13 protein-coding genes and 1 tRNA gene are annotated in these 12,802 nt (G+C 54.8%); 3 read left to right on the plus strand and 11 right to left on the minus strand.

Translation table 11 applies throughout. The annotated features are described in order from the left end of the window. Positions 1-63 precede the first annotated feature (63 nt). The 3 genes from MJA45_RS19905 to MJA45_RS19915 all read right to left on the minus strand — a co-directional run bounded on the left by MJA45_RS19905 (position 64) and on the right by MJA45_RS19915 (position 2,440). The gene (locus tag MJA45_RS19905) at positions 64-636 is read right to left on the minus strand and encodes a dihydrofolate reductase family protein (RefSeq protein WP_315603642.1); all 573 of its coding nucleotides are present in this window, start codon (positions 634-636) and stop codon (positions 64-66) included. 80 nt (positions 637-716) lie between these two features. Next, on the minus strand, positions 717-1,553 hold the full coding sequence (locus MJA45_RS19910; protein WP_315603643.1) for a helix-turn-helix domain-containing protein: 837 nt from the start codon (positions 1,551-1,553) through the stop codon (positions 717-719). After that, a complete protein-coding gene (locus MJA45_RS19915; RefSeq protein ID WP_315603644.1) occupies positions 1,550-2,440 on the minus strand; it encodes a glutamate biosynthesis transcriptional regulator GltC in 891 nt (296 codons plus the stop codon). The genes MJA45_RS19910 and MJA45_RS19915 overlap by 4 nt, the downstream gene beginning before the upstream one ends. A gap of 145 nt (positions 2,441-2,585) precedes the next feature. On the opposite strand from MJA45_RS19915, the gene gdhA reads away from it, so the two are divergent. Next, positions 2,586-3,965, plus strand: a complete 1,380-nt coding sequence (gene gdhA / locus MJA45_RS19920; protein WP_315603645.1) for an NADP-specific glutamate dehydrogenase — start codon at positions 2,586-2,588, stop codon at positions 3,963-3,965. 372 nt (positions 3,966-4,337) lie between these two features. Here the strand turns inward: gdhA and MJA45_RS19925 are convergent. Together MJA45_RS19925 and nrdR are read right to left on the minus strand one after the other, a co-directional pair. Beyond that, positions 4,338-4,413: transfer RNA gene (locus MJA45_RS19925), tRNA-Ala, on the minus strand. Between the two features lie 117 nt (positions 4,414-4,530). Beyond that, the gene (gene nrdR, locus MJA45_RS19930; protein ID WP_315603646.1) at positions 4,531-5,010 is read right to left on the minus strand and encodes a transcriptional regulator NrdR; all 480 of its coding nucleotides are present in this window, start codon (positions 5,008-5,010) and stop codon (positions 4,531-4,533) included. A gap of 128 nt (positions 5,011-5,138) precedes the next feature. Here nrdR and MJA45_RS19935 point away from each other — a divergent pair, with 128 nt between their 5' ends. Then, positions 5,139-5,372 carry an alpha/beta-type small acid-soluble spore protein gene (locus MJA45_RS19935; protein WP_315603647.1) on the plus strand — a complete coding sequence of 78 codons (234 nt, stop codon included), beginning with the start codon at positions 5,139-5,141 and terminating at the stop codon, positions 5,370-5,372. Positions 5,373-5,424: 52 nt separating this feature from the next. On the opposite strand, the gene MJA45_RS19940 is transcribed toward MJA45_RS19935, so the two are convergent. The 5 genes from MJA45_RS19940 to polA all read right to left on the minus strand — a co-directional run bounded on the left by MJA45_RS19940 (position 5,425) and on the right by polA (position 11,074). Further along, positions 5,425-5,988: a lytic transglycosylase domain-containing protein gene (locus MJA45_RS19940; RefSeq protein ID WP_315603648.1), complete on the minus strand. Its 564-nt coding sequence runs from the start codon at positions 5,986-5,988 to the stop codon at positions 5,425-5,427. A 32-nt stretch (positions 5,989-6,020) separates the two neighbouring features. Then, positions 6,021-6,617 carry a dephospho-CoA kinase gene (gene coaE / locus MJA45_RS19945; protein WP_315603649.1) on the minus strand — a complete coding sequence of 199 codons (597 nt, stop codon included), beginning with the start codon at positions 6,615-6,617 and terminating at the stop codon, positions 6,021-6,023. A gap of 11 nt (positions 6,618-6,628) precedes the next feature. Continuing rightward, positions 6,629-7,333, minus strand: a complete 705-nt coding sequence (locus MJA45_RS19950; RefSeq protein WP_315603650.1) for an MntP/YtaF family protein — start codon at positions 7,331-7,333, stop codon at positions 6,629-6,631. Positions 7,334-7,503: 170 nt separating this feature from the next. Then, positions 7,504-8,379, minus strand: a complete 876-nt coding sequence (gene mutM, locus MJA45_RS19955; protein WP_315603651.1) for a DNA-formamidopyrimidine glycosylase — start codon at positions 8,377-8,379, stop codon at positions 7,504-7,506. 40 nt (positions 8,380-8,419) lie between these two features. Further along, entirely contained in the window at positions 8,420-11,074 is a 2,655-nt protein-coding gene (gene polA / locus MJA45_RS19960; protein ID WP_315603652.1) for a DNA polymerase I, read from the minus strand. A 136-nt stretch (positions 11,075-11,210) separates the two neighbouring features. Here polA and MJA45_RS19965 point away from each other — a divergent pair, with 136 nt between their 5' ends. After that, on the plus strand, positions 11,211-12,047 hold the full coding sequence (locus MJA45_RS19965) for an HAD family hydrolase (RefSeq protein WP_315603653.1): 837 nt from the start codon (positions 11,211-11,213) through the stop codon (positions 12,045-12,047). Positions 12,048-12,129: 82 nt separating this feature from the next. Here MJA45_RS19965 and phoU read toward each other — a convergent pair whose 3' ends face one another. Then, the gene (gene phoU / locus MJA45_RS19970) at positions 12,130-12,789 is read right to left on the minus strand and encodes a phosphate signaling complex protein PhoU (RefSeq protein ID WP_315603654.1); all 660 of its coding nucleotides are present in this window, start codon (positions 12,787-12,789) and stop codon (positions 12,130-12,132) included. Positions 12,790-12,802: the final 13 nt, after the last annotated feature.

Here is a 12,802-nt window from a genome sequence, read left to right on the forward strand (position 1 = left end):
AATAGACACCGACCACCTTAGCGGCCAATGTCTTTGGATTACTATACAGCGATGAACGTGATATCACTTGAGTACGTAATGAACAATCAAATTCCCCGAATCGAAAGCTCGTGTTTGAACCAAGGAAAGATTAATGGGTTTCCCATGCGAAAACAACGGCTTGCCTTCCCCTGCCACTACCGGCGTGACAATCAAAATAAACTCATCAATTAATTCTTCCCGCACCAACTGCTGAACAATGGAGCCGCTGCCCAGAATCAGAATATCCGAGCTCGCGCTCTGCTTGGTTTGCCTCACGATTTCTGCCGGATTCCCGTCATAAAACCGGGTGTTCGCCCAAGTTGACTCCTTCATCCTTCGGGAGAAGACAATCTTATCCATGTTGGTCAGTTCCAGCGCAATCTCTTTTAGATGGTCGGGTGCCTGCGGATTCTGAAGAATAGGTGTCCAGGAGCGTTCAAACCCACGATACGTCGTCCCCCCCAAAATTAACGTGCCCAGGGATCCTCCGATTTCATGCGCTGCTTGGTCTACTTGCGGATCATGACGGAACCAGTCCATCCCAAAATTAGCCTCATTAGGGCTCGCAAAATACCCGTCAATCGAAATCCGGTTGAGCATTTTAAGTTTACGCATATATCCTCCTCCTTAACCTGCAGGGAATAAGGATAGGATACCGGATCCGTCCAAGCACTAATTGGATAAAACCGTCCAATCTACAGGTAGGAGGAGCCCGCCAAATCGCTGTGAAATTCACTGACCCTCATCGTCATATGCTTGGGACTCACCCAAGAGAAGGACTTCATCTCGCGGATAAAATGAGATTGATCGTAATAATTCAGGGCATAGGCAACGTCCGACAATCTCTCATACTCCCCGGAATGCATCATTCGCAAAGCTTCATTGACCCTTCTTATTCTTATGAACAACTGAGGTGTCATCCCCACCGCGCGGAGAAACCGCTTCTGAAACTGGCGTTCGGAAATGGAAAAAGCAGCTATCAGCTCTTTCACCGAAACGGAGGCGATCTCTTCTCGAATATAACCAAGTGTCCGTTCGATAAGCTCATCCTGCTTGCCGTATTGCTGCTTGGTCACCATCAGAAAATGAAGAAGCCGGTTTATTCGCTCTTCATCGGAAGACTGCTCCTCGAGCTGATTTTGGAGGTCCAGTGCCCCAAACCCATCGGGTGGCGAAAGCGCCTGATTGAAGAGGCTGGCATCCCATCCGAACACGGAATAAAGGGCATGAGGCTTGAACACCACTTGAATCGTCGTGTAAGGAGCACCCCTGAAACGCATAATGCTTGGTTGTGAGCCTTGCCCATGAAGGAACAATAGAGGGATATCGGAAGTCTGGCCGGACCGAATGGCTATGCTCTCAATGGCGGCTTTGCGGTCGGCGGCAAGCTGGAAAACGAGGCCCGGGTACCCGCCCGGACACACCTTAACCTCCAGCGGCTGATAGCCCGAATGGCTCGCCAGGCGTATGCACTCCACATCCTGGATCAATGCCTCAGGAGGGGGCATAACGGTAAACCGAATGGTAGTCATACTGGCGAATAAAAGTCCGAAAGAAATTGATAAAACAATTGTTCCGTGGGAAGCAGCTTGCGGTTGGTCGGACAAATGACCCCTATCGTACGGGTTACCGGGGGATCCACCAATGGAATTTTGACGGTGGAGTGCGGAATGTTGTCCACCAAGGTGACCTCGGGCATTAACGCGACTCCAAGCCCGGCCGAGACCAGCCCTTTCAAGGCATCGATATCGTCCCCTTCGAAGGCAATATGCGGAACGAATCCGATTTCCCCGCAAGCCTTTAACACGATTTCCCGAAATATCGTTCCTTCCGGCAGCGTCACGAAGGAATCCTCCTTCATCTCGGACAGCTGAATGCTGGTGCGTTTGGCGAGACGATGATGGATCGGCAGAAGCGCTACCACCTTTTCGGTAAACAGATGTTTGGGAATAATCTTATTTTCTTCTTCGGGTAACGGGGCAATCATGGCCAGGTTAAATTCCCCATTGATCACGCCTTCAATCAAATCATGGTAAAGAGCTTGTCTCATCTGAAACTTGGCTTCCGGGTATTTTTTGCGGAAGGCATAGATAGCGGTTGGTAACACATGGGCGGCCAAGCTGATGGGAAACGCAATACGGACGACTCCCTTTTCCGGATCCAAGTATTCTTTTACTTCCTGTTCCGCCTCCTGAATCATGTTCATCACCTGCTCCACCCGCTCCAGGAGAATCTTACCGATCGGCGTTAGCTTTACTTTCCGTCCTCTGCGGTTGAAAAGATCAACACCCAGCTCGCTTTCCAAGTGAGCCAGCTGGCGGCTGACCGAGGATTGGGCCACATGAAGGGCATTGGCCGCTTCCGTCACATGTTCTCTCTTGGCAACCTCCAAAAAGTAGCGCATCTGTCTAATTTCCAAGACACTCCCACCCCTTCATGCGCAAAACGCATCAACTTCATCTTATTTGAATATTGAAGCGATGAATCCCTAACTATTAATATTAACCTACGATAAAAAAAGAGAAATGGCAATTTGCCTTATTCCCAATCAAGGAGTGGTTACATTGAGTTTGGTACAGGAAGTAGAGCAAGCGCATACCCAGCATGCCCAAGAATACGTCAATGCTTTATTCGAAACCGTTGTAAAACGCAATCCGGGCGAAGTGGAATTTCATCAAGCCGTTAAAGAAGTCTTCCTCTCGTTGATTCCTGTTCTCGCTCAAAACCCAGCCTACATCAAGCTTGCCGTTCTGGACCGTTTGGTCGAGCCCGACCGGCTCATTTCCTTCCGGGTTCCTTGGCTGGATGACCAGGGACGGGTACAAGTAAACCGCGGCTTCCGCGTTCAATTCAGCAATGCCATCGGCCCCTATAAGGGAGGATTAAGATTTCACCCTTCCGTAAACGCCAGTATCGTCAAATTCCTGGGATTTGAACAAATTTTCAAAAACTCGTTAACGGGCCAGGCGATCGGCGGGGGCAAAGGCGGCTCCGATTTTGATCCCAAAGGAAAATCCGATATGGAAATTATGCGCTTCTGCCAAAGCTTTATGACCGAGCTGAGCAAACATATCGGAGCGGATACGGATGTTCCCGCGGGCGATATCGGAGTAGGCGCAAGAGAAATCGGCTATATGTTCGGGCAGTACAAAAAGCTCGTCGGTGCCTATGAGGCAGGAGTTCTGACGGGAAAAGGCATCGGTTACGGGGGTAGCCTTGTCCGAAAAGAGGCCACCGGCTATGGAGCGGTTTACTTTGTAGACCAGATGCTCCGGCATAAAGGATTAAGCTTTGAGGGAAGCACGGTCGTCGTATCGGGTTCGGGGAACGTTTCGATTTATGCTATCGAAAAAGCGATGCAGTTAGGTGCGAAGGTAGTGGCCTGCAGCGATTCCAGCGGCTATCTGTATCACCGGGATGGCCTTAATCTATCGACGATCAAACGTTTAAAGGAAGTCGAAAACAAAAGATGCGAGGACTATGTGCTTGAGCATCCCGATGCCCTCTATGTAGAAGGCTGCTCCGGCATCTGGACGATTCCTTGCGATATCGCCTTGCCGTGCGCCACCCAGAACGAAATCGACAAAGCCTCCGCCGAGCTGCTTGTCCGAAATGGAGTAAAAGCCGTTGGCGAAGGGGCCAACATGCCTTCCACTCTGGAAGCGGTAGATGTCTTCTTGGAGAATAAGGTGCTGTTTGCTCCTGCGAAGGCGGCCAATGCAGGCGGGGTATCCGTTTCCGCATTGGAAATGGCCCAAAATAGCGCAAGGCTGTCTTGGACCATGGAAGAAGTCGATGCTAAGCTTCAACAGATCATGAACAATATTTATAAGGAATGCATGGATGCCTCGGAAGCCTACGGCATTCCGGGGAACCTCGTGATCGGCGCCAACATTGCAGGGTTCGTCAAGGTTGCCGATGCCATGCTCGCCCAAGGCATCTAACCTGCCGCGGAACCGATTAACCTAGCTCTCTGCCTCTTCTCCCGAAAACGGGGGAAGAGGCTTTTTCTTTATGGATGACCCCCGGGGTTCGAAGCATCCCCGCCTTCACACAGAAAAAGACACCAACCTCATGCGGTTGATGTCTTTATGGTGGAGCCTAGGGGGATAACGGAATTCTCATTTAACCTGCCCCCGTGACCAATCGATGAAGCAGAGCCTGGCGGTATAATTCCGATGCCGGGCTCCTCCACCCTTTCCCGGTCATGGACCGGGAAGACCGTTGCTTCGTCCGCGCGGAACGCCCCCCGGGGTTCGAAGCATCCCCGCCTCCACATAGAAAAAGACACCAACCTCATGCGGTTGATGTCTTTATGGTGGAGCCTAGGGGGATCGAACCCCTGACCTCATCGCTGCCAGCGATGCGCTCTCCCAGCTGAGCTAAGGCCCCGTTCTTATGGCTTTTCTCTTTCGTTTTGTTCCCGTTCGTCTCGGTCACTTGTACTAATATACACTATCTTCACAGGACATGCAAGAGGGATTTTTCTTGTAAAAAATCCCAGACCTGCTATCCATTTTTCGGCCCTTCCTCCTGGTTCTTGACCAGGATCTGGGTAAGCTCCTTCATGAACATGTTGATGTCCTTGAACTGGCGGTAAACGGAAGCAAACCGAACGTACGCTACCTCATCGATGGGATAAAGCTGCTCCATCAGAAGCTCCCCGATCTGCCGGCTCTCGACTTCCGCATGAGCGGTATTGCGGATCTGCTGTTCGACCTCCGACACCATGGCTTCCATCGCTTCTATCGAGACCGGACGCTTCTCGCACGCCCGAATCAGGCCGCGAAGGATTTTATCGCGGGAGAATTCCTCGCGGCTTCCGTCTTTTTTGATCACCATAAGGGGAGTTTCCTCCACCATCTCGAAGGTGGTAAACCGTCGGGCGCACTTCTCGCATTCCCGCCGGCGGCGGATCGACTTGTTCTCGTTCGCGGACCGGGAATCGAGAACCTTCGTTCCATTGTGGTCACAATAGGGGCATTTCATGGCGGGGGCCTCCTTTCGGCCGGACGACGGGTCAAGCCCGGCGCTTATTCTAATTCCCAAAGCTTACCTGAATACCATTCTATAATCGAGACATAATACAATTACCAACCGACGAGGAGGTGAAAGACATGGGACAAGGACAATCCAGCAACAGCAACGTATTGGTAGTTCCTCAAGCTAACCAAGCTTTGGAACAACTGAAATACGAAGTAGCTCAAGAACTGGGAATTCAAATTCCTCAAGACGGTTACTACGGTAACATGGCTACTCGTGACACTGGTGCGATCGGGGGACACATCACCCGCCGCCTGGTGCAAATCGCCGAACAACAACTGGCTGGTCAATTCGGCGGCAACCGCTAATTATTGACCCCCAAGCAATCTTCTATGTAAGACGGAAAGAGGTATTGGGCTCCTAAGAGCGGCCCGGTGCTTCTTTCCTTATATTTTCGAAGTCGCCCGAATAAAGTTTAACATATTTGTCGTAATAGTACGTAACGGAGCGGACGTATTTGCGCGTTTCCATGAAAGGAATACGGTCCACGGTTGCGTAGGAGCCGTCCCATATCTTCTCCTCCCGCCATTTGGCGACTTTCCCCTGGCCGGCATTGTAGGCCGCCATCACCGCGTAAGGATTGTTACCCAGCTGCTTGTTGAGAAAATTCAAATACTTGCTTCCCACCAGAATGTTAATCCCCGGATTCTCCAGATCGGATAGCTTGTACTGATGGAAGCCTTCCATCTCGAAAATCCATTGTGCCGTATCCGGCATCACTTGCATGATTCCGTAGGCCCCTTTATGAGAAACCACGTCATGACGGTAATTGCTTTCCACCCGGATAATGGCCGCTATGAGAAGAGGATCGACGTTGTTCTGGTCCGCCGCCGCCGTAATCTCGTCCTGGTAACGAATCGGATAGAGCATCCGGCCCATCCAAGCCGATTTGAAGAACAGAAGCAGCAGAATAAACAGAAACAACAGGCCGAAAAACCTTTTTTTCCTTATAAAAGTCATCGCAGCCCCTTTTCCTGCCAGAACCGGTCCACCTGCCTCTCGGTATCCTCCTGCGTTCCGCTGTTGTCGATAACATAATCCGCTAACGCTTTTTTGTCTTCGATGGACAGTTGGGCATTCAGCCGTCTGTCCGCTTCCTCCGAACCGAGGCCATCCCGCTTCATCAGCCGTTCTTTCTGCAGCTCCCGCGGAATGTAAACGACCATCACCTCTTGCACCTGCTCCTGCAAGCCCGATTCATAGAGAAGCGGGATGTCCACGACAACAAGGCGCGAAGGATCCTCCTGCTCGTAACGGCTCATGCGAGACCACATTTCCTGACGGATCAGCGGATGAAGAATGCCCTCCAAGTCTTTGCGGGCGGCTTCGTCCTTAAACACTATCTCTCCCAGCTTGCGCCGGTTAAGCGATCCGTCACCATCCAAGACGGCTTGTCCGAAACGTTCCGCCACAAGGGCCAGGCCGGCACTGCCCGGAAGCACGACTTCTCGGGCGATGCGGTCGGCATCGATGAGAACCGCTCCGCGGCGCACAAGCATCTGGGATACCGTGCTTTTGCCGCAGGCGATTCCTCCTGTTAAACCTATATTCATGGGCATATCTCCTAGAATAATTTAAGGATTCCCATCAGCACGAGAATAAACCCGGGCAAAATGGAGAAGCGGTGGAGCCAGGCCTTTCCGGCAAAACGTAGACCCATGCGCAGCCCCGCTGTAATGAACGCCCCGCTCGAAAAGGCGATGACGGCGGCCGTCAGCAAGGGGGGGAACCCGATCAGGGCCGCACCGATCCCGGCGCCAAAGGCATCCAAAGATAGAGCCAGGCCGAGAAGAGCCGCCTCCGAGGGCGAAATGATCCCCGAACGGTCGATATCGGCCATCGATGGCGTCTTCAGAATCTGGATGACGATTCCCCACCGCTTCAGCTCAATGGAAAGCAGCGCCTGACTGGACTTGCCGGTACGGGCAGCCGTTTTCTCCTCCGTCCGGAAGGAAGCTTCTCCTTCCTCACCTTGCTCTTCGGCCTGCGGGTTTGCGGTCTCGGAGGTTCGGGACTGGTACACCGCCCATATTCCGATCCCCACGAGAATAACTCCCCCGACACTTCGGGCGAGCCCCGGAGAAAGAAAAGCCGCCATCAGCACTCCGATCTGCATCGAAAGAAGAATCACGAGGCCCGAGAAAAAAGAAATGATGGCAACGGATAGCAGTGGAATGCGGATCCGGCGCAATCCATACATCGTTCCTACACCAAAGCCGTCCAGACTTACGGCAAAGGCCAGCAAGAAAAGCGAAACCAGTGCGGGCAAAGGAACCCCTCCTCCCTAGGATAGAAGGCCGAGCGGGTTGCCTAGCGTTCCTCTGCACGCGTAGCAACGGCCCACTCCAGCCTAAACTAACCTATGTTCCGTTGAGGAAAGGAGTGAATGCCCAGGAGGAAACGGCAGCACGGGACCGGGAACCGGTCAGCGGTTCCGCCCTACAGGTCCGTTCGAGGGGGGCCGGAAGGAACCCGGCGCCTGACCCGCTTGGGCTTCTGGCAGCGGGGACAGAAGTGGGTGCCGCGGCCTCCCAGCACCGTTTTCTCAATCAGGGTGCCGCATTGGGGGCAAGGGATGCCTTTGCGGCCGTAGGCGCTCAGCTGCTGCTGGAACATCCCCATCTCTCCCTGGCCATTTACGTAGGACTTGATGGAGGAGCCGCCGGCATCGACCGCTTCCCGAAGCGTATGGACAATGGCCTCATGAAGCCGCTCCGTTTCTTTGCGGGTCAGGGATTCGGCTGTCCGCTCGGGATGAATCCCTGACCGAAACAGAGCCTCGTCCACATAAATGTTGCCAAGACCGGCCACGTACTCCTGGTTCAGCAGGAGCGGCTTGATTTTGGTCGTCCTCCCGGCGATCCGTTCCCGGAAAGCCTTCAACGTAAACGACTCGTCCAAGGGCTCCAACCCCAGCTTATGCAGGGGGGGCTGGCTCCATTCCTCCCCTGCCGCAAAAATATGCATCGTTCCGAACTGCCTTACATCACGGTAACGAAGCTCCGTTCCGTCCGTGAAATGAAAGATGACGTGGGTATGCTTCTCAAGAGGCTCGTCCTCTTGGTACACCCCGTATCTTCCTTCCATCCGCAAATGGGAAACGAGCACCAGGTCATCGAGCAGAAACCGGATAAATTTGCCCCGCCGCTCGATCCCGTGGATCGTCTGGCCCTTCAAGGCGCCGCTGAACTGCTCCGGCTCCCGGGGAGCCTGGATAATGCGGTTCAACAAAACGCGGACATCGTCAATTTGTTTGCCGACTACCAGCCGGTTTAATGTTCGGACTACCGTCTCCACCTCAGGAAGCTCCGGCATGTCGGTCACCTCGTTTATCTAGACTTCTATCGGGCCCTCGTTACTTGGCCTCGTACCAGTTGATTCCATGCTCCACGTCCACCTTCAGCGGCACGTCCAGCGGAAGGGCGTTCTCCATTACCTCCGGCACGAGGCGGCTCATCGTTTCGAGCTCCTCCTCGGGCACTTCGAACACCAATTCATCATGAACCTGAAGAAGCATCCGGCTCTTCAGCTTCTCTTCCTGAAGCCGTTCCGCCATCTGAACCATAGCAAGCTTGATGATATCCGCCGCGGTTCCTTGAATCGGCGTATTCATGGCTGTGCGCTCGGCAAAGGAACGCAGGTTATAGTTGGAGGCTTTGATTTCCGGCAGGTATCTTCTTCTCTGCAGAAGAGTAGTCACATACCCGTCTTCTCTCGCCTTCTTGATAATATCGTCCATATACCGGCGGACTCCCTGGAACACGGCAAAATACTGCTCGATGAACTTCGCCGCCTCCGCCCGGGTGATGTCCAGGTTCTGAGAGAGGCCGTAGTCGCTGATCCCGTAGACGATACCAAAGTTAACCGCCTTCGCGGACCGGCGCATGTTCTTGTCCACCTCCGCTTCGGACACCCCAAAGACATCCATGGCGGTTTTCGTATGAATATCCATGTTCTCATGAAAAGCTTCCATCAATCTCTCGTCATGAGAGATATGCGCCAGCACCCGAAGCTCAATCTGGGAATAATCCGCCGCCAGAATCCTCCAGCCCGGTTCAGAGGGAACAAAGGCTTTGCGGATTTTGCGACCTTCTTCTAGCCGGATCGGAATGTTCTGCAGGTTCGGGTATTGCGAGCTCAGCCGGCCCGTAGCCGCAATGGTCTGCTTGTAGACCGTATGGATTTTGCCGTCGCTCGGCCGAATTTCTTTAAGCAGCCCTTCTATATAAGTGGACTGAAGCTTGGCCAGCGTCCGGTAATCGAGAATATGGGAAACGATCTCGTGCTTGGTTCTTAGCCGCTCGAGCACCTCGGCGTCCGTGGAAGGACCGGTCTTGGTCTTCTTGTAAACAGGCAGATTCAAGCGGTCGAACAGGATTTCGCCGAGCTGCTTCGGCGAGTTAATGTTGAATTCCCCGCCCGCATGCTCGTAAATGTGCCCGATGAGCTGCGCGATCCGTTCGGAGAGCTCCCGGCCGATGTCCTCAAGCTCCTGCTTGTTGACCTTGATTCCCTGCTTCTCCATGTCGCCCAGGACATTGGAAAGAGGAAGCTCCAGCTCGTGGTACAGCCGGTTCATTCCGTTGTCTTCCAGTTCTTTCTCCTGAATGGAAGCAATCTGGTAAATGGCCGCGGCCTTGCGGCATAGATGCTCGCTGACCTGGTCCACCTCGGGAACCTTGAACTTGGCCCCTTTGCCGAACACTTCGGCATCATCCTTCACACCCGAAAGCTTATACTTCGAGGCAAGGGCATTAAGCGTAAGGGTCGATTCCGTCGGATCCAGCAGATAAGTGGCAAGCATAACATCGAAGACGCAGCCCTCGAGCGGAATCCCCTCCCAGGCCAGCGCTACCAGGGCCCGGTGCAGGTCACACATCTTCTTCGGCTTGTCCGGATCGGCCAGCCAGCGGCGGACCGGCTCCGCGGCCTCCGCCTTCAGAACGTCAAGAGGAGCATAATAAGCGGCATCTTCGGTATTGAAAGCCGCTCCCAGGACGACCGCGTTGTGCGGATTATCTCCAATCACTTCCACATGAAGGGACAATACCTGGGGAAGCTTCTCCGCGAAATCCCCCACCGATTCTTCCGTAAGAATGCGGGTGTTGAGCTCTTCCAGCACCGCCGGCTCCTCATCCGTTTCTTCCGCACCGGAGAAGTCCATTTTCTCTAGCAGGGATTTGAACTCCAGCTTGCGGAAAACGGACCCGAGCGCCTGCTTGTCATAGCCGTTATAAGCCTGCTCTTCCCAGGAAATGCTCATCGGCACGTCCCGGAAAATAGTCGCAAGCTCTTTACTCATCCGGGCGTCGTCGGCATGGGCTTGGATCTTCTCGCCCATCTTCCCTTTGATGGAGCCGGCGTTGGCGAGCACCTCTTCTACCGACCCATATTCGTGCAGCAGCTTGAGCGCCGTCTTCTCTCCTACTCCGGGTATTCCCGGAATGTTGTCCGAGCTGTCTCCCATGAGCCCCTTCAAATCGCGGATCTGATCGGGGGTGAGGCCATAGCGTTCTTTAAGCTGAGCCGGATCGTACAGCTCAATCTCGCTGATCCCTTTGCGGGTGATGGCAATCGTCACGCGGTCGGAAGCCAGCTGAAGCATGTCCTTGTCGCCGGTGACCACCAGCACGTCCATCCCCTGCTCGTCCGCCGCCCGCGTCATCGTCCCGATGATATCATCCGCTTCGTAGCCCTCGAGCTCAAACTGGGAAATGGTAAAGGCCCGAATAAGGTCCTTGATGAGCGGAAACTGCTCCGAAAGCTCGGGAGGCGTTTTGGCCCGCCCCCCCTTGTATTCCTTATAGTCGGTATGCCGGAAAGTAATTTTGCCCGCGTCGAAGGCCACGAGAAAATGGGTAGGCTTCTGCTCTTCGATCAGCTTAAGAAGCATGGTGGTAAACCCGAAAACCGCATTGGTGTGAAGCCCGCTCGAATTGCTGAGCAGTGGCAGGGCGTAGAAGGCCCGGTTGGCAATGCTGTTGCCGTCGATGAGAATTAATTTACTCAATGGGATAGCACCTCTATCGTTTGAAATAACTACTGCCATCATAGCATACCGAAACCGCCGGATAAAACCTTCCGGGGCCGCATAAACATGGAAAAAGGCCTTAGGCCTCGGGAATCCGCCGGGAGGGAAGGAACGGATGAAGAATCATTTTTCACCGGAGCTGAAAAAGGTCATTTACTTTGACATGAGCCACACGCTCGTCGATTTGAAGCAGAGCTTCAACCAGGCGTTCAAGGAAACGGTCCGGGAATACACCGGACGCTGGGAGGGGCCAGGGGCCGACCCGGAACGGATGCTGGACGTTTACTGGGAGGAATGGAAAAGACGGAGTCCGGCCGGCCGGGAAACCGCTGCCCGCAAGGGCGCTGCCGTGCGCCAGGCCCGGAAGCCGGTCAGCCCGCCCGGAAGGCGCCGGGCGAAAGGGACGGCCGGGTGGGACCAGTCGTCTTCCGGCCTGCGGCTGGCCTGCCTCGCGGCGGCGCTGCAGGGGCTGCCCGTGCCTCCCGGCGGAGGCTTCCTGAAGGCGGTCGATGCGAAGATCCGCGAGAACGCGGAGCTGCATCCCCGCCTGATGCCGGGCGCCCGGGAGGCGCTGGAGCGGCTCGCGCCGCGGTACCGGCTGGCCGTGATCAGCAACGGCACCGCCGAGAAGCGGCTCGGCCAGCTGCAGCGGCTCGGGCTCGGCAGGCTGATCCCGCCGGAGCATGTGTTCACGGCCGCCGCGAGCGCCCGCCGGAAGCCAAGCCCGCTCATCTTCGCGCATGCGCTGAAGGGGATGGGCATCTCCGGCCCCCAGGCCGTCATGGTCGGCGATTCGTGGGAGAAGGACATCGCCGGAGCGGTGTCGGCCGGCATTGATGCCGTCTGGCTTCATCCCGGCCATGCCAAAAAGAGCTCCCTGCGCAAGCTCGGGAGCCGTAAAGTCTATATCATCCGGCGGATGGACCAGCTCGTTCCGATTCTCCTGCCTTAAGGCCGTAAGAAGCTTGGTTCCTTCGCCCATGACGATGCCGAAAGGGATGCTCCGTGCGGGGCATCCCTTCCTTGTCACAACCTTATACATTCAAATCCTTGCGCTTGCCGGTCACGAGGAAGATGACGCCTTCCCCGATGTTGGTCGTATGATCGGCGACCCGCTCCAGATGATTGGCCACCATGATCAGATGCGTAAGCTGCCGGTTCGCCGCCAGATCGGTTCCCATCAAAGCGGTCACGTCCATCAGCACGGTGCTGTAGAGCTTGTCGACCTCATCGTCCTTCTCCGCGAGCGACGCCGCCCGGTTGACGTCCTTCTCCGTGAAGGAGAGCAGGCTTTCGCGCAGCATGCCCATGGCAAGGTCCGCCATGCGTGGGATGTCGATCAGGGGCTTAACCAGATTCTCGCCGGACATCCGGATCGTCACCTTCGCAATATCGACCGCATGGTCGGCGATCCGTTCCAGGTCTATGGCAATTTTAAGGGTCATCCCGATAATCCGGAGATCGCTTGCCATCGGCTGCTGCAGGGCGATCAGCCTTAGACAGCGCTCCTCGATCCGGGACATCAGGTCATCGATCTGATCGTCCTTCTCTACGGTGTCTCTCGCCTTCTGCTCGTCGAGGTTCTTGAGGGAATCCACGGCGCTCTGGATTTGGCGCTCCACCAGCTCCCCCATGACAAGCAGCTGCTGCTGAAGCTCATTCAAGGCTTGATGGTATTTCGGTCTAGTATCCAATGCGTCTCATCCC

It is taken from the genome of Paenibacillus aurantius, assembly GCF_032268605.1.
Taxonomy (GTDB): domain Bacteria; phylum Bacillota; class Bacilli; order Paenibacillales; family NBRC-103111; genus Paenibacillus_AO; species Paenibacillus_AO aurantius.